General features: G+C 70.7%; 12 protein-coding genes, 1 pseudogene and 1 riboswitch. Of the genes and pseudogenes, 6 read left to right on the top strand and 7 right to left on the bottom strand.

The window, feature by feature from the left end; genetic code table 11:
- Position 1: 1 nt before the first annotated feature.
- Positions 2 to 322 (top strand): annotated as a pseudogene (locus CFW40_RS28040) (2Fe-2S iron-sulfur cluster-binding protein); the annotation flags it as partial.
- Between the two features lie 192 nt (positions 323 to 514).
- On the opposite strand, the gene CFW40_RS28035 reads toward CFW40_RS28040, so the two are convergent.
- Together CFW40_RS28035 and CFW40_RS28030 are read right to left on the bottom strand one after the other, a co-directional pair.
- Positions 515 to 1,246 carry a Clp protease N-terminal domain-containing protein gene (locus tag CFW40_RS28035; protein WP_088800627.1) on the bottom strand — a complete coding sequence of 244 codons (732 nt, stop codon included), beginning with the start codon at positions 1,244 to 1,246 and terminating at the stop codon, positions 515 to 517.
- Positions 1,247 to 1,311: 65 nt separating this feature from the next.
- The gene (locus CFW40_RS28030) at positions 1,312 to 1,533 is read right to left on the bottom strand and encodes a hypothetical protein (protein WP_088800626.1); all 222 of its coding nucleotides are present in this window, start codon (positions 1,531 to 1,533) and stop codon (positions 1,312 to 1,314) included.
- Between the two features lie 144 nt (positions 1,534 to 1,677).
- Here CFW40_RS28030 and CFW40_RS28025 point away from each other — a divergent pair, with 144 nt between their 5' ends.
- Both CFW40_RS28025 and CFW40_RS28020 read left to right on the top strand, forming a co-directional pair.
- Entirely contained in the window at positions 1,678 to 2,451 is a 774-nt protein-coding gene (locus tag CFW40_RS28025) for a TetR/AcrR family transcriptional regulator (RefSeq protein ID WP_256331258.1), read from the top strand.
- Between the two features lie 492 nt (positions 2,452 to 2,943).
- Positions 2,944 to 3,669: a transcriptional regulator gene (locus CFW40_RS28020; RefSeq protein WP_256331259.1), complete on the top strand. Its 726-nt coding sequence runs from the start codon at positions 2,944 to 2,946 to the stop codon at positions 3,667 to 3,669.
- A gap of 78 nt (positions 3,670 to 3,747) precedes the next feature.
- Here CFW40_RS28020 and CFW40_RS28015 read toward each other — a convergent pair whose 3' ends face one another.
- Together CFW40_RS28015 and CFW40_RS28010 are read right to left on the bottom strand one after the other, a co-directional pair.
- Positions 3,748 to 5,394: a nucleobase:cation symporter-2 family protein gene (locus CFW40_RS28015; RefSeq protein WP_256331260.1), complete on the bottom strand. Its 1,647-nt coding sequence runs from the start codon at positions 5,392 to 5,394 to the stop codon at positions 3,748 to 3,750.
- A gap of 397 nt (positions 5,395 to 5,791) precedes the next feature.
- On the bottom strand, positions 5,792 to 7,096 hold the full coding sequence (locus CFW40_RS28010; protein WP_088800625.1) for a streptophobe family protein: 1,305 nt from the start codon (positions 7,094 to 7,096) through the stop codon (positions 5,792 to 5,794).
- 363 nt (positions 7,097 to 7,459) lie between these two features.
- On the opposite strand from CFW40_RS28010, the gene CFW40_RS28005 reads away from it, so the two are divergent.
- A complete protein-coding gene (locus tag CFW40_RS28005; protein ID WP_256331261.1) occupies positions 7,460 to 8,641 on the top strand; it encodes an Ig-like domain-containing protein in 1,182 nt (393 codons plus the stop codon).
- A gap of 24 nt (positions 8,642 to 8,665) precedes the next feature.
- Here the strand turns inward: CFW40_RS28005 and CFW40_RS28000 are convergent, their stop codons facing one another.
- The gene (locus CFW40_RS28000) at positions 8,666 to 9,127 is read right to left on the bottom strand and encodes a hypothetical protein (RefSeq protein ID WP_088800624.1); all 462 of its coding nucleotides are present in this window, start codon (positions 9,125 to 9,127) and stop codon (positions 8,666 to 8,668) included.
- Between the two features lie 201 nt (positions 9,128 to 9,328).
- Positions 9,329 to 10,387, bottom strand: a complete 1,059-nt coding sequence (locus CFW40_RS27995; RefSeq protein WP_088800623.1) for an aldo/keto reductase — start codon at positions 10,385 to 10,387, stop codon at positions 9,329 to 9,331.
- Positions 10,388 to 10,636: 249 nt separating this feature from the next.
- A riboswitch (cobalamin riboswitch) is annotated at positions 10,637 to 10,824 on the top strand.
- Positions 10,825 to 10,995: 171 nt separating this feature from the next.
- Between CFW40_RS27995 and metE the strand changes: the two genes are divergently transcribed.
- Together metE and CFW40_RS27985 are read left to right on the top strand one after the other, a co-directional pair.
- Positions 10,996 to 13,320, top strand: a complete 2,325-nt coding sequence (gene metE / locus CFW40_RS27990; RefSeq protein WP_088800622.1) for a 5-methyltetrahydropteroyltriglutamate--homocysteine S-methyltransferase — start codon at positions 10,996 to 10,998, stop codon at positions 13,318 to 13,320.
- A gap of 376 nt (positions 13,321 to 13,696) precedes the next feature.
- A complete protein-coding gene (locus CFW40_RS27985; RefSeq protein WP_088800621.1) occupies positions 13,697 to 14,215 on the top strand; it encodes an RICIN domain-containing protein in 519 nt (172 codons plus the stop codon).
- 81 nt (positions 14,216 to 14,296) lie between these two features.
- Here CFW40_RS27985 and CFW40_RS27980 read toward each other — a convergent pair whose 3' ends face one another.
- Positions 14,297 to 16,354: a phosphocholine-specific phospholipase C gene (locus CFW40_RS27980; RefSeq protein ID WP_088800620.1), complete on the bottom strand. Its 2,058-nt coding sequence runs from the start codon at positions 16,352 to 16,354 to the stop codon at positions 14,297 to 14,299.
- Between the last annotated feature and the right edge of the window lie 641 nt (positions 16,355 to 16,995).

Below are 16,995 nucleotides of genomic sequence, written 5' to 3'. Positions count from 1 at the left end.
GGCCGCGTTCCCGGCCGAACGGCTGCGCGCGGAACGGTTCCGCCCGGCGCCCAAGACGTTCGGCCCCGACACGGAGTTCGAGGCGGTGTGCGCGCGGTCGGCGCGTACGGTCCGGGTACCGGCCGACAAGACGCTGCTCGACGCCCTGGCACACGCCGGGCACCCTCTCCCATCGGGATGCCGCGAAGGTGTCTGCGGAAGCTGTGAACTCACCGTCCTCGACGGCTGACCCGGGCACCGCGACGACGAATCGGCGCCCCGGAGGGCCGGATGTACGCCTGCGTCTCCCGCGCCCTGACCCCGCCTCGTCCTGGACCTGTGACGAGACGAGCACCGGGCTCGCTCTTTCCTCACGGCCGGCGGACATGCAGTCCCGCCGGCGCCGGCGGCTCCTCGGCGGGCTCGTCGAAGCTCGTACCGGGGAACGGGCGACGTCGCCGCGGTGCCGGCCCGCCCGTTGGGCACGGGCGGGCCGGCACCGGCACCCCTGCTGGCCCTGCGGTTGCTCCTGCAGTTACTCCTGCAGCTTTTCCCGGACCGCACTCAGGGCGGTCGACACGTACTCCTCGGTGTTCGCCTTGTCGAGGCCGAGCCCGCTGAGCACGCCCTCGCCGTTCTCCTCCTCCAGCAGCGCCAGCAACAGGTGCTCCGTGCCGACGTAGTGGTGGCCCAGCCGCAGTGCCTCGCGGAAGGTGAGTTCGAGGGCTTTCTTCGCGCGGGCGTCGAAGGGCACGAGGGCCGGCAGGGGCTCACCGGAGGGCTCCGGCAGTGCCTCGGCCGCAGCCGCCGCGACCGTCTCCAGCTGTATGCCCTGGGCGACGAGCACCCGTGCGGCCAGCCCTTCCGGATCGTCGAGCAGACCGAGTACGAGATGACCCGTGCCGATCTGCGCGTACCCCCCATCGCGGGCCTTGTTCTGGGACGCGACGACGACGCTCCTGGCCCGGGGGGTGAACCTGCCGAAGTCCTGGCTCATGCCGGGCGCCGGCTGCTCCTTCGTCACGAACCGCTTCTGGGCGGCCTGCCGGGTGACGCCCATGGACGTGCCGATCTCGGTCCACGAGGCGCCGGAACGGCGGGCCTGGTCGACGAAGTGGCCGATGAGATGGTCAGCGACTTCGCCGAGATGGTCAGCGGCCACGACGGCACTCTGCAGCTGTTCGAGCGCGTCGCCGTGCACCTTCTTGATCGCCTCGATGAGGTCGTCGAGGCGGACGGATTGGTTGATCTGAGTCGGTTCAGCCATGAGGCAACCCTAGGTTGACAGTCGAAGCCCTGTCAACCCGTGGTTGACACTCCAGTCTGAGCGGATCAGCCCCGCCGACCGAGCGCCTTGGCCCGGGTGTGGGCCCAGCCCGCCAGCAGCACACCCACGGCGACCAGCACTCCGTACACGGCCAGCGTGAGCCCGAATCCACCACCCACCCGGCCCAGGAGCCCGGTGTCGTCGTGATCGACGAGCAGCCGGATCGCCGCCTGGGCGAAGACCACCGTCACGGCGGCGCCGACGATCTGCCAGATGTCGTACTTCATCGATTCCCCAGCCCCCTCGGAAGGTTCTCCCATTGAGTCCCGCGTCCCCTTGGAACGTTACGAACGTATCATCTGGGAAAGATAAATTTGGCGCTGCATTACTGGTTAATTCGATTTACGTCACACAATTTGAGGGGTTTCGGAGTGGGAAAAGAGCGTGACGAAATGAAGGCCGCCCGGGGGTCCGTGTGCCGGATGTGCACCGCGGCCGTCCCGGCTCCGGGGCGGGGCCGGCCGGCGCTCTACTGCTCGCGGAGCTGTCAGGCGAAGGCGTACCGGCGGCGCAAGCAGCAGCCCGTCCCGGCGGCCGAGCGACCCGCGGCGCCCGGTACCCCCTCGCCGCGGCGCCGGCAGATCGCCGAGGCGCTGTGGCGGATCGCCGCCGAACGGGGGCTGCACGCGGCGAGTCTGCGGGAGGTCGCGGCCGAGGCCGGGGTGTCGCTGCGCGCGGTTCAGTACCACTTCGCGAGCAAGCACCGGCTACTGGTCGACGCGCTGCAGCTGCTGCACGAGGAGAACGAGCGGATCGCCCGCTCACGTATCCGGTTCGACACCACCGATCCCCGTGCCCTGCTGCGGGCCGTGTTGGACGAGTTTCTGCCCGTGGATGCCCAACGCACCACCGCGCTGCGGGTGTTCGCCGCGTACTACGCCCGCAGCCTGACCGACCCGGAGCTCGCCGAGGTTTTCCTGCCCGCCGACCAGCCCTTGGAGCGGCTGGTGGCGGAACTGATCGCCGCGGCACAGCGCGACGGGCGGACGGCCCCCGGACTCGACCCGTGGCGCGAGGCGGATCTACTGGTGTCCGGTGCGGTGGGACTGGGCCAGGATGTGCTCCACCGGCGCCGGACGCTGGAGGACGTACGCCGCACGCTCGATTACCACCTCGACAAGATCTTCGCCGGGAAGCCCTGCTGACCGGTGGGCAGCAGACCGGTCTTGTGGAGCTGGAGCATGACCGGCTCGTGCCGGATGAAGGGGCTGAAACCGATCAGTCCGGTCGGCGTCGCCAACGGGACGCCAGGAAGCCCTGGCACGGGCGTTCGCGGACCGGTCCCGCGGAGCTGAGGCGGCCGGCGACGCCGGCCTCGACACTCACCGTGACACCGCACGCTCTTCCGCGTAACGCTCTTATTACGCCGCGCCGTCCGTGTGGCATCAAGAACCGCTACCGCCCGGTAAGCGCCGAGGCATCGGCTATACCCAGTAAGCCGGTTCACGCGCGAAATCGGACAGATAGTGCACATCTCGCGCCCGTCCGCCTCGCGACCCTTGCCCGCCTTCGCCTCGTTGGGGAACTGGAGATTCGTACCTATCGACCATCTGTTAATCTGCCCGCTCCTGGATGTTCCTCCATCTCCTCTCCCCACAAGCACCCCCCGTTCGCCGGGTGCAGCGAGGTGCCCGTAGGTGTACAGCACTCCCTTTTCCTCCGCAGAGGCCAGATCCGCGCGGGCCCGGGTGGGCCTGAGCACGGCTCAGGTCGCCCAGGCCATGACGGCGTGCGGCGCGCCGGTCCGTCCCGAGCTGATCGAGGCCTGGGAGTACGGCACCCAGGCGCCGTCCGAGGCGCAGCTCTTCGCCCTGGCCGATGTCCTGTGGTGCCCGCCGACCGTGCTGATGGGCGTCGAGCCCCGGACCCTGGCCGAACACCGGATGGCCCGGCAGCTGAGCGTGGAGCGGCTGGCGCAGCTGATCGGGATGGATCCGGCCACGTACTGGGCGGCCGAGTCGGCGCAGCAGTGGAGCGGTGACTACCGGCAGACCAAGGCACTGGTGGAGGCGTTGGGACTGTCGCTGCGGAAGCTGATCGGGGTGATGGGGCACAACGACGAGCTGGCCGGGCATCTGCGGTCGGCCATCGACGGGCGCTGGAAGGGGCAGGTGGGGGCGATCGCGAAGATCACCACGCTGAACAAGACCCGGGTGAGCGATGCGCTGCGCACGATGCATGCGGAGTTCGCGGAGTTCTCCGAGCGCTACATGGGGCATGTGGTGGCGCGGAACGACGACTCCCGGCTCAAGGAGGTCGCGGCCGAGCGCTCGGCGTATCTGCGCCGGCTGGTCGACCACTTCTGGGACCTGATCGGGGAGGCGGGCGAGGCGCCGCCGTTCAACTCCGTGGCCACCCACTGACGGGAGCGGGACGGGGGCGGACACCAGCGGGCGGGGAGGGACCGGAAGCGGTTCCCTCCCCGCCCGCTGCCGTTGGCGTCAGTTGCCGGGAGCGCCCCAGTGCGGGCCCTGCGGTCCGGGCGGCCCCTGCTGGGTGTGAGGACCCTGCGGGTTGGCCGGGCCCTGCGGGTCGTAGAGGCCCTGCTGGGTGGGCGGGCCCTGCGGGGTGGGCGGACCCTGGTGCGCGTGCGGGCCCTGCGGCGCGCGTGCGCCCTGCGGGGGGAACGGGTCCGCCGGCCGGTGCGCGCCGGCCGGCTCGTGCGCCCCCAGCGGCCCGTGCGCCTCCTCCGGCTCGTCACCCTCGATCTCGTCCCAGTCGATCTCCATCGTGCTGCGGCGGGTGAAGACGTTGAAGAAGAGGTTCAGCAGCACGGCGGTCAGGCTGCCCAGCGTGATACCGCTGTTGAGGACGGCCCGGACGTCCTCCGGCATCCGCTCGAAGAACGGCGCGACGGCGTTGGGCAGCAGCGCGGCGGCGAGGCTGACCGCCAGGATCAGGGCGTTGCGCTCCTCGCGCAGATCCACCTTGCCCAGGATCTGGATGCCGACCGCCGCGACCATGCCGAACATCGCGATCGCGGCACCGCCGAGCACGGGGTGCGGAATCGCGGCCACCACGCTGCCCGCCTTCGGCAGCAGCCCCAGGATGATCATGAAACCGCCGGCCGCGACCACCACGAACCGGCTCATGACCTTCGACATCCGCACCAGGCCGATGTTCTCGGCGAACGCCACGTAGGGGAAGGAGTTGAACACGCCGCCGAGAACGGTGGCGACACCGTCGGCGCGCAGGGCGTTGGCGACGGTGGCGTTGTCGACCTTCTTGCGGGTGATCTCCCCGATGGCGTAGACGTCTCCGGTGGTCTCCACCATGGTGATCAGCATGACGACGACCATGGCGATGATCGGGAACAGCTCGAACTTCGGCATTCCGTAGTGGAAAGGCGTGCTGACACCGAACCAGTCGGCACGGCCCACCGCGCTGAAGTCCACATCGCCGAGGAGCCAGGCGACCCCGGTACCGGCGACCAGGCCGAGCAGTACGGCGAGGCTGCTCAGATACGGCTTCCCGAGCCGGACCACGAGCAGCACGAAGAGCAGGGTGCCCAGCGCATAGGCGAGGTTCTTGGGATCGCCGTATCCGGGGTGCCCGATCAACTGCGCACCGCCGGCCGCGTCCTGCAGCCCCTGCGGGATGAGGGTGAGGCCGATGATGGTGAGGATGGTGCCGATGACGACCGGCGGGAAGTACTTCACCAGCTTGCTGAAGAAGGGCGCGAACAGGAAGGTCGCTATGCCCGCGGTGATCACCGCGCCGTAGACGACGAGCAGCCCGGCGGTCCCGCCGCCCGCACCCAGCCCGATGGCGATCATCGGCGAGACCGCGGTGAAGGTGACGCCCTGGACCAGCGGCAGCCTGGCGCCGATCTTCCAGATGCCGAGCGCCTGGATGATCGAGGCGACACCGCAGGTCAGGAGGTCCGCGTTGATCAGATAGACGAGCTCCTCATGGGAGAGGCCCAGGGCGTTCCCGAGGATGATCGGGACGATCACCGCTCCCGCGTAGAAAGCGAGGACGTGCTGAAACCCGTAGAGGGTGAGCTTGGCGACGGGAAGAACCTCGTCCACGGGGTGGGCCTGCCGGCCGGAGAACTGCTGGGGGTTTTGTCGGGAGACTCGTGCCATCTCTGCCTTGCCTTCGCGAGGTAGGTGAATAAGAAGGAACCGGCGCCGTCGCGTTCCGGGGGACGGACGGGCCGGCTGGGTCTTGCAAAGCCGACGTTGAGCGGTGTTGCCGACACCACGTAGCCCTGCGCTGCACGGTGTGTCCTGATTCGGCAGGACTTCCTTCGATCAGCGCAGTAAATTCCGGCATTTCCATGGAATTTACAAGTGGACTAATCGGAGCGTTCACCTTAGTTGACCTGCGCTGTTTCTCGCGAGTAGCCGGTCGTATTCGCTCGGATAAAGCGGGATCATGGCCTGAAATCCCCGCTTTGGGGAGAGGGTTTTGTCCGCGTCGGCCGGTGGTGTGGGGCGGCGCCCCCGGAGCGTCGGATTCCGCGGCGCCGGCTCGCTTCCGCTACGGCTTCTCCACCGCGCCCGGATGACGTACCCGCCGCGCCGGCAAGGCGCCGAGGAAGCCGGTGACCAGCCCCCAGGCGAGGCCGACGCCCACCAGCCGGAGGAGCTGCGGCTCCAGGGTGACCTCGCCGCCCAGGTCGCCGCCGAGGTCACCGAGGCCCATCAGGGAGAGCCCGTAGTGGGCGGAGATACGGGTGAGCAGGCCGACGGCCAGCAGGGTGACGGCCAGTGCCACGGCCATCTCGACGGCGTGCCGCCAGGCCGGCCGCCGGGCCGGGGAGCGGACCGCCGCGGTGAAGGCCGCAACGAGCAGCACCACGGCCGCCACCGCCACCAGGAGCCAGGCCCGGCCGTCATATCCGGCGAGCGCGCCGAGGTCGAGGGTGCGCTTCCCGTGGGCGCGGAGCACCTGGTCGAGGACGTGCGGCAGGGGCAGTCCAATGGCCTTGTCGACATGCCCCACCCAGGCTCCGCCGGTGCCGATACCCAGCGCCATCCAGGCGAGGTTCGGCAGTCCGAGGAACATGACGGCGAAGGTCTCGGCCGGGTGGTCCTTGGTGATGAGCTCGACGATGCCGATGACCAGCCCGATCACGACGTAGCAGAGCAGTGTCAGCAGCATGGCGAAGGCGGGCGGCCGTACGGAGTCCTGGAAGCGCAGCAGCCCCGGAGAGAGCGGGGCCCGGCGTGAGACCAGGAAGGCCGACGCGAGCACCGCCAGGATCCACAGCAGTCCGGCCCCGAGCGTCGCGGGCACCTCGGCGCGGAAGCCGACCGTGGGGGTGGCGCCCAGTTCGGCGCCGATCCGGTCGGCCAGGTCGTTGCCCACGGTGATCCGGAAGCTGTGCCGGGCGGCGAGCGTGAGCAGCAGCAGAAGCACCAGCCAGCACACCGCCGTTCGGGCGACCCGGGCGAGCAGTTCCCCGGTGCCGGCCACCGCGCGGTGGCGCAGCGGCAGCAGGAAGAGGGTGGCGGTCACCAGCGCACCGGCGAGCGTGACCGACAGCGGTACGACGTCCAGGGCGGCACCGGCCTGCGCGAGGCCGCCGACGTCGCCGGAGAGACCGACCGAACCACCCGCCGCGACCAGCACCGTGGCCGCGACCACGGAGGGGAACGCCCCGCCGGGCAGGTCCGCCGCGCCCGCCGCCCACAGGCCGAGTGCGGCGACCACGCTCATGGTGACGATGCCCGCCAGGGCCGCGCCGAGCGCTTGTGCCCAGGCCCGGACCCCGGGCGGTGCGCCGCGGCGCCGCACCGGGCCCGGTGCACCGGCCGACGCGGGGCCTCGCAGCTGGCTCACGCTCTCTCCTGCCGGTCACCGGACCGCGTGGCAACGATCCGTCTGGGAGGACACCACACCTTGGCCGATGCCCGGACACACCACCGTAAGCACCGGCGCGGCACCCCGCTTCCGGACGGCGCCAAGCGGCGGGCAGCCGGAAGAACACCTGCCGGGAACACCTGCCGCCTTCCCGCTCACCGGCTTCCCCGCTCTCCCGCGGGCCCGATATCGAACTGTGTCCTAATCATCCGGTGCACCGGACAACCAACGAAGCGCACAGCCCCTCTGCCTATGCGGTGGGGCACGGACAGCCCTTGGCGGTCACCCCGCACAGGGCCGCGCTCCGCCACCGTCAGTTGTTCTGCTTGGGAGGGACCCCCCGTGTACGCCGGATCACGCCGCCACTCCGTACGGTTGATACCCGCCCTGATGGCGGCGGGGACGCTGTTGACCGCGTGCGGGCCGGGTGACGACGGGCCGAAGGCGGACCAGCCTGCGGCGAAGGTGACCGTCACCCCGGCCGCCGGAAGCAAGTCGGTCAAGCTCGGCTCGGACATATCCGTGCGGGCCGACGACGGAAAGCTCGTCTCGGTCGAGGTCAAGGACGACAAGGGCGGCACGGTCACCGGGCAGCTCGCCGGTGACGGCACGTCATGGAAGTCGGACGGCAAGGTCAAGCCGCAGACCACCTACACCGTGCGGACGAGGACGAAGTCGGCGCAGGGCAAGGAGTCCGCCGCCACCTCGGAATTCACCACGGAGCAGGCCGGCAAGGTCAACAAGCTCACCAACACCCCCAGCGGCGGGCAGACCGTGGGCACCGGAATGCCGATATCGATCCTCTTCGACCACCCGGTGGCGAAGGACCGCCGCGCCGAGATCGAGAAGGCGCTGAAGGTCACCACCCAGCCGAAGGTCGAGGGTGCCTGGGGCTGGGTCAAGGACTACTCCGGCAAGGACCGGATCGACTGGCGGCCGAAGGACTACTGGCCGTCCGGCACCCAGGTCGACGTCAAGGGCGCACTATCCGGGATCAACTCCGGTGACGACGGCGGCTGGTTCGCCCGGGACTACAACTTCGGCTTCCGCATCGGCCCCGACCACAAGGCCGTCATCGATGTGCCCGCGCACAAGCTGACCATGTACGAGAACGGCAAGAGCGTCGGCACCATCACCGGCTCCGCGGGTTCCCCGCAGGACCCGACCCGCGGCGGGGTGCACACCGTACGCAGCAAGAACGCGGCCGAGACCATGGACTCCGCCACCATCGGCCACGGCAGCGAGTGGATGCTGGACTCCAAGTGGGTCACCCACCTCACCGCGTCCGGGACCTTCCTGCACTCCGCCCCGTGGAACAAGTCGCTCGGCGTGGTCAACAACAGCCACGGCTGCTTCGGTATGTCCACCTCGGACGCCAAGAGGGCCTACGACTTCCTGTCGATCGGCTCCACGGTCGAGGTGAAGGGCACCAGCAACACCAACAAGACCGACGTCGGCAACGGCCTGGAGGTCTGGCAGGAGAGCTGGACGCAGTGGCAGCAGCGCAGCGCCCTGCGGCACTGACCCGGGCGGCCGGCGTTCCGTCGGTCATCTGCGGTGCCTGGCAAGGCCGCGGGTGCGGGTGAGCAGCAGGAAGACGGTGGCCAGGACGGCAACGGCCTGGGCCAGGGCCGCCAGCTTCTTGTCGGCGCTCCAGCCCGGTTCGTACATGTCCGGCAGCGGTCCCGGCGCGCCGATGTCCACGTAGGTGTAGAGGAGCAGGAGCGCGAGTCCGCCGGTCGCGACGAGCCAGGCGAAGGTGTCGGCGGCCGGCCGGCGCCAGACCAGCACGAGCACGGCGGCGAGTGCGGCCAGCGCGGCCTCGATACGGAAGAGCAGGCCCTGGCTGATGGTCGCCGTGACCCCGTCGTAGCGGCCGGCGAGCCGGGCGTGGACGTAGGTGTCCAGTGCCAGGCCGGCCGCCGCCAGCAGCCGTGCGGCACCGCGGGCGGCGGCCCGTCCGCGGCCGGGCCGCCGCCCGCGGTGCGGTACGGAGCGCTCTGGTGCCACGGCTTCTCCAAGCCTCTCGGTGGGCGGCCGTAGCCGAAGCAGCGGACGGTGAGCGGGGGTCTCCCGCTGGGCCTTCGGTCCGGCGGGCCCGGTCCCGTCGGGCCGCACACACCTCAATAGACCGCAGACGCCGCCGCCCGGCCATCCGGGCGGCGGCGTTCGGTGTACCGGGCGGCCGAGCGGAGGCAGTGGCAGCGCCAGTCAGCGGATCTCGCTCGTCGTACGGCGGTAGGTGGAGCGCCGGTCGTCGATCTCGGCCCAGCGGTCGCCGTAGACGTTCTCGGTGATGCCCGGCTCCCGCAGGAAGTCGTGCGGGAAGCCCAGCGGTACCGCGCTGCACCGGTCGAGCCGCGCCTGCGCGTCGGCGTCCAGCGTGACATCCACCGCGGCGAGGTTGTCGAGCAGCTGGCTCTCCTTGGTGGCGGCGATGATCGGGATGATGTTGCCGGGCCGGCCGCGCAGCCACGCCAGCGCCACCTGCGCCGGGCTCCAGCCGCCCTGCTCGGCGATCTCCAGCACCGCGGTGACGGTCTCCTCGGTGTGGTGGTCCGACCGGTCCGCCTCGCCGACGACATTCAGCCGGCCCTTCTCCCCGCGGCGGTACTTACCGGTGAGCCGGCCGGCCGCGAGCGGCGCCCAGGCCAGTACGGCCAGGTCGAAGGCGCGGGCCTGCGGCAGCAGTTCGCGCTCCGGCGTCCGCTCCAGCAGGTTGTAGCGCAGCTGCGAGCCGGCGAACGCGGTCCAGCCGCGCAGCTCGGCGAGGGTGTTCGCCTGCGCGATCTCCCAGGCGGGCCAGTCGGAGACGCCGAGGTAGAGCACCTTTCCCGAGCGCACCAGGTCGTCGAGCGCCCGCATCACCTCCTCCACGGGCGTGAAGTTGTCCCGTGCGTGCACCCACAGCACATCGAGATGGTCGGTGCGCAGCCGCTCCAGGCTCTCCTCCACCGACCGGACCAGGTTCTTGCGGTGGTTGCCCGCCGCGTTCACATCGCCCTTGCGGGTCGCGCAGGTGTATTTGCTCGCCAGCACGAAGCGGTCCCGGCGGCCTTCGAGCAGTTCCCCCAGGATCCGCTCCGAGGCACCGTCGGTGTAGTTGTTGGCGGTGTCGACGAAGTTGCCGCCGGCCTCGGCGTAGGCGTCCAGGATCCGGCGGCTGGTGTCCTTGGCCGCGCCCCAGCCCCAGTCCTCGCCGATGGTCATCGCACCCAGGCTCAGCTCGCTCACCCGCAGGCCGGTCCTGCCGAACAGTGTGTAGCGCACGTGGTTCCCTTCGATCAGCGCAGCTCTCCGGTAGTGCGTTCACGCTAGGAGCTGGAGCGCCCTCCAACGCAAGGCGCGGCCGGGCGTCGGGGTCCGGTTTTGGCCTCTTCGGTGGCGCGGACCGGGCGGGCGTTGGGGTATGCCCTGGGGAGACGTCCCCAGGGGAACACCCCCTACGGAGCCATGCCCTGGGGAACATCCCCTACGGAGACACCCCCCGGGGACCCATGCCCTAGGGTGGGCCGGGCAACTGGTTCGCCCTGTCCGCCAGGCAGGCGCGTCGTAAGAGGGAACCCGGTGGAAGTCCGGGACTGCCCCGCAGCGGTGAGTGGGAACGACCGCCGTCATACGCACTGGGCCCGGCCGGGTCTGGGAAGCGACGGCCAGTAGATGTCCGCCCTTGGTGGATGTGCCCGCGAGTCCGAAGACCTGCCAGTGCCCCCGCGCGACCGGTGCGCGGGGAGATCTCGGTGACCTCGAGGGCGGGTCGGCGGACATCAGACGGGTACGTCCGGCTTGTTGGCGCCGGGGCCCGTCCGGATCGCCGTTCCTTCGCGTCCTCGACCCGTCCCGTGGTCCATGGAGACAAACTCGCGAAGGAGAGTTCCGTGACCAGCACATCCGCAGCCGCGGCAGCACGCGCCACCGTGCACGGCTACCCCCGTCAGGGGCCGAACCGTGAACTGAAGAGGGCCATCGAGGGCTACTGGAAGGGCCGCGTCGGCGCCGACGCCCTGCGCGCCACCGCCGCCGAACTGCGCCGCGGCAATTGGCGGCAGCTCGCCGAGGCCGGTGTCCACGACGTGCCGACCGGCGACTTCTCGTACTACGACCATGTACTGGACACCAGCGTCATGGTCGGCGCCGTCCCGGACCGCCACCGCGCCGCCGTCGCCGCCGACGCCCTCGACGGCTACTTCGCGATGGCCCGCGGCACACAGGACGTGGCGCCGCTGGAGATGACCAAGTGGTTCAACACCAACTACCACTACCTGGTACCGGAGTTGGGGCCGGACACGGTCTTCGCCGCGGACTCCGCCAAGCAGGTCGCCGAGCTGACCGAGGCGCTGGGTCTCGGTCTGGCCGCCCGCCCGGTCCTCGTCGGGCCGGTCACCTATCTGCTGCTGGCCAAGCCCGCGCCCGGTGTGGCGGCCGGTTTTGATCCGCTGACGCTGCTCGACCGGCTGCTTCCCGTCTACGCCGAGGTCCTTGCCGATCTGCGGGCGGCGGGCGCCAACTGGGTGCAGCTGGACGAGCCGGCGCTGGTGCAGGACCGCTCCCCCGCCGTGCTGAACGCCACCGCCCGCGCCTATCGCGACCTCGGCGCCCTCGTCGACCGCCCCCAGCTGCTGGTCGCCTCGTACTTCGACCGGCTGGGCGAGGCGCTGCCGGTGCTGGCGAAGGCGCCCGTCGAGGGGCTGGCGCTGGACTTCACCGGAGCCGCGGCCGGCAACCTCGGGGAGCTGGCGGCGGTCGGCGGACTGCCCGGCAAGCGGCTGGTCGCCGGTGTCGTCGACGGCCGCAATGTGTGGATCAACGACTTCGAGAAGTCGCTGGCCACGGTGGGCACGCTCCTCGGCCTGGCCGCGCGGGTCGATGTGTCGACCTCCTGCTCCCTGCTGCACGTCCCGCTGGACGCCGCCGCCGAGCGCGATATCGACCCGCAGATCGCCCGCTGGCTGGCCTTCGCCCGGCAGAAGACCACGGAGGTCGTGACGCTGGCGCGCGGTCTGGCGCGGGGCACCGGCGCCATCGCCGCCGAACTCGCCGCCAACCGCGCCGACCTGGCCTCCCGTAGGCATTCCGCCCTCACCCACGACCCGGCCGTGCGCGCCCGCGCCGCGGCCGTCACCGACGCCGACGGCCGCCGTTCGCAGCCGTACGCCGAGCGGACCGCTGCCCAGCGCGCCCACCTCGGGCTGCCGCTGCTGCCGACCACCACCATCGGCTCGTTCCCGCAGACCGCCGAACTGCGCACCGCCCGCGCCGACCTGCGGGCCGGGCGGATCACCGCCGCGGGCTACGAGGAGCGCATCGCGGCCGAGATCCGCGATGTTCTGGCCTTCCAGGAGAAGGCCGGCCTCGACGTGCTGGTGCACGGTGAGCCGGAGCGCAACGACATGGTGCAGTACTTCGCCGAACAGCTCACCGGCTACCTCGCCACCCGGCACGGCTGGGTGCAGTCCTACGGCACCCGCTACGTCCGCCCGCCGGTCCTGGCCGGGGACATCTCCCGGCCCGAGCCGATGACGGTCCGCTGGACGGCTTACGCCCGGTCACTCACCGACCGGCCCGTCAAGGGCATGCTCACCGGTCCGGTCACCATGCTCGCCTGGTCCTTCGTCCGCGACGACCAGCCGCTGGGCGAGACCGCCCGGCAGGTGGCCCTCGCCCTGCGCGACGAGGTGCGTGACCTGGAGGCGGCGGGGACGTCGGTCATCCAGGTCGACGAGCCCGCGCTGCGCGAAACTCTGCCCCTGCGCGCCGCCGGCCATGCCGCGTACCTGGCCTGGGCCACCGAGGCATTCCGCCTCACCACGGGCGGGGTCCGTCCGGACACCCAGATCCACACGCACATGTGCTACGCGGAGTTCGGCGACATCCTGCGCGCCATCGACGATCTCGACGCCGATGTCATCAGCCTGGAGGCGGCCCGCTCCCATATGCAGGTCGCCGGGGAGCTCGCGACGGCGGGATATCCGCGCGAGGTGGGTCCCGGTGTCCATGACATCCACTCGCCGCGCGTACCGGGCGTGGACGAGGTAACGGCCTTGCTGCGCAGGGGACTTGAGGCCATCCCGGCCGAGCGGCTGTGGGTCAACCCGGACTGCGGTCTGAAGACCCGCGGCTGGCCCGAGGTTCGGGCCGCCCTGGAGAACCTGGTCGCGGCGGCCCGCAGGACCCGCGACGCACTGCCCGGCACGGCCTCCTGAGCCTGCCGGGCCGGGGGGCGGCGCCCGCAGGGGCCCGGCTCCCGGCCCGGAGCACGGGGATCCGGTCGACTTGGCCGGATCCCCGGCTGCTTCCGGCCACCGGCCCGCGTTCCACGCCGCACCGCACGGGCCCGCAGCGCGGCCCCGGCGTGCTCGATCAACACCGTTTCCCGTTCTGCCCGTACGCCGTGGTGCCCCGCAACCCCCGCCCCGGGGAGTTTGAAGGGGACAAGACGCCTGATGGCATGAAAATCCACATGAAAGGCCGCTGAGGGGCAACGTGTTCGCTACGTTCCCCTTGCGACGCACGCCTCCCCGTCACCGTGCGGCGCACCACGTCCGCAGCACCCCACGAAGCACGGGAAAGAGGCCTGTCATGCAACGCGTCCTCAGCCGGTTTCTTCTGGTCCTCGGTCTGCTCACGGCCCTGCTCGGCGGGTTGACCGCCGGCGCCGCCTCCGCCGCCGGCACCATCCCCTACCACATCTTCAACAACGCGACCGGCGGCAGCCTGCTTCCCTACGGCTACGGCAGCGACTCCTCCGACGGCATCCTCATGTACGTCTGGAACCCCGGCCTCACTGCCGGTGGTGACGAGTGGACCTTCGAGGACGTCGGCGGGTCCTACCTCATCCGGAACACCAGGACCGGCAAGTGCCTGAAGCCGGGCGGACCGTGGTACGGCAAGACGTATGTGACCCAGGGGGCGTGCAACACCAGCCTTGAGTTCCAGTGGGGGCTCCAGGTGCGGGGCTCCGACGGCGCGTACAAGATCACCTCGCGCTCCTCGCACCAGGTGATGACGCCGTACTACGGCACTGCGCTCGGCGAGGTCGTCGTGCTCGAACCCGACAGCGGCGTCACGAAGAACTGGTGGTCCATCACCCCGGTCTGACGACGGCGACAGCGGAGAACGGGGCACCCGCCGCGTGCGGCAGGTGCCCCGTTCTCCATGGCGGGCGGCGGACGAGGCCGCTCAGCCGGTGATGATCGCCGGGTCGCTCACGCCCGTCTCGCCGTTCTCCACATGGCCGGCGAGGCGGCGCAGGAAGGTCTTGTCCGTGTCGGAGGTGACCGACAGGTCGTACCAGCGCTTGCTGGCGCGCAGGTCCACCGGCTTCTTGACGGTGGCGCCCGCGCGGACGGTGTAGGTCTCACTCGCCCCGCCGTAGGCATGGGTGACGGTGAGGTGGCAGTCGGTCCTGCCGTGGTTGGTCAGGGTGAGTTCGACGCGTCCGGCGGTCGCGTCGTGGCGGGCGGTCACCTCGGGGCCGGCCTTCTTGCCGTCACCCTTGAAGGTGCGCAGGAAGCCGTTCGGGCCGTACACCGACAGGTCGTAAGTGCCCTTGGAGTACTCGGTGTTCCAGGTGTCGGAGATCTTCTTGCCGGCCTCCGTGGTGTACGTCCAGGGGCCGTCGGTGCGGTTGCCCCCGGTGACGGTGAAGCAGGCACCTGCCTTGTCGCCGCCGCTGAAGGTGAGCGTGTAGCGCCCGGTGGAGGGGGTGGCCCTCCCGTCGACGAGCGGCGCGTACGGCAGCGGACGCGACGGCCGGGAGCCCGGCTCCTGCTTGGGCAGGACGGGGTTGGCCGGCGGCTTCGGCACATAGCTGTCGTGCCGCTCGTTGTCCGGCGGCCGGAAGCCGTCGGTGGCCGGGAGTGCGGCCGGCTTGGTGTTCTCCAGGCCGAAGTCGAAGGCCGAGGTCAGGTCGCCGCAGATGGCCCGCCGCCACGGCGAGATGTTGGGCTCGTGCACCCCGAAGCGGCGCTCCAGGAAGCGGATGATCGAGGTGTGGTCGAAGACCTCGGAGCAGACGTAGCCGCCGGTGCTCCAGGGGGAGACCACGATCATCGGGACGCGCTGGCCGAGGCCGTAGGGGCCGGCGGCGTACTTGGCGTTGCCGCCGAAGTAGTCGAGCGAGGTGTCCACGGTCGACTTGCCCTGGTCGGCGGAGGCCGGCGGGAACGGCGGGAGGACGTGGTCGAAGTAGCCGTCGTTCTCGTCGTACGTGATGAGCAGGGCGGTCTTGCTCCACACCTCGGGGTTGGAGGTGAGCGCGTCCAACACCTGCGAGACGTACCAGGCACCGTAGTTGGCGGGCCAGTTGGGGTGCTCGGAGAAGGCCTCGGGGGCGGCCACCCAGGAGACCTGGGGGAGCTTGCCGGCCTTCACATCGGCCTTGAGCCGGTCGAAGTAGCCGTCGCCCTGCTTGGCGTTGGTGCCGGTGCGGGCCTTGTCGTAGAGGGGGTCGCCGGGCTTGGCGTTGCGGTACTGGTTGAAGAAGAGCAGCGAGTTGTCGCCGTAGTTGCCGCGGTAGGCGTCCTCGATCCAGCCCCACTTGCCGTCCGCATCCAGGCCGTCACCGATGTCCTGGTAGAACTTCCAGGAGATCCCGGCCTTCTCCAGCCGCTCCGGGTACGTCGTCCAGCTGTAGCCCTCCTCCTCGTTGCCGAGGACGGGGCCGCCGCCCGAACCGTCGTTGCCGACGTGACCCGTGTACATGTAGTAGCGGTTGGGGTCGGTCGCCCCGATGAACGAGCAGTGGTACGAGTCGCAGATGGTGAACGCGTCGGCGAGCGCGTAGTGGAACGGAATGTCCTTGCGCGTCAGGTGCGCCATCGTCCCGGTGGTCTTGGCGGCGATCCAGTTGTCGTACTTGCCGTCGTTGCGGGCCTTGTGGCCGCCCGCCCACTCGTGGTCGAGGCCTTCGATGAACTGCATGCCGAGGTTCTCGGCGTCCGGGTGGTAGGGCAGGACGTCCGTGGAGCCGTCCGGCTGGTGCCAGACGGACTTCCCGTTGTCCAGGATGAGCGGGCGCGGGTCGCCGAAGCCGCGTACGCCCTTCATCGAGCCGAAGTAGTGGTCGAAGGAACGGTTCTCCTGCATCAGGACGACGACATGCTCGATGTCGTTGATGGAGCCGGAGCGCCGCGTGGCGGGGATGGCCGCCGCACGGGCGATGCTGCTCGACAGGGCCGAGACGCCCGCGGTGGCGCCGGCTATCTGGAGGAAACGGCGCCGATTCAGTTCAGCCATGACTTTGGGGACCTCATGTCGTGTGTGTGGGGGGGCGTTCGCGATATGGGGATCGATGCTGTGCGGTGGTACCGGGAGCTGTGAGGAAACCGGGTCAGCAGAGTGTTCCAAGAGGAACGGCGCCCGGGGAAGGGGGGGTGTCCCAGGTGTGACACATCGCTGTACGCGCGACGAACTTGCTGGTCGTGCGGGGCGGGCCGCATTCCGGAGGAATGCGGGCACGGCGGCGCGAAGGGCGGGCGGCGGCCGGGGCCCGGACGCGAGAGACGGGCAGGCGCGGCCGCTCGTCCGCCGGGCGGTTTCACGGCAGGGCGACGCGGGGCAGGGCAACACGCGGGGCCGGGCGACGCGGGCCAGCGCAACACGCGGGGCAGAGGGCAACGCGGGGCGGGTCAGCGCCCGGAGCGGGGCGGGTCAGCGCCCGGAGCGGGGCGGGTCAGCGCCCGGAGCGGGGCGGGTCAGGGCCCGGAGCGGGGCGATTCCTCAACTGCCGTGGCGGCAGGAGTGGGGGGCGGGTGTGTCCGCACAGCAGCCGTGGCCGCGCGCGCAGAGTCGTGGCCGCGCAACAGTCGTGGCCGCGCGCAGGGCCATATCCGCGCAAATGCCGCGCCTGGGCGACGGCGTCTCCCGGGCGGCGGGGC

The organism is Streptomyces sp. 2114.4, assembly GCF_900187385.1.
In the GTDB taxonomy this organism is placed as follows: Bacteria; Actinomycetota; Actinomycetes; order Streptomycetales; family Streptomycetaceae; genus Streptomyces; species Streptomyces mooreae.
The sequence above is the reverse complement of the archived record's forward strand: the minus strand, read 5'-3'. Positions and strand labels throughout refer to the sequence as shown.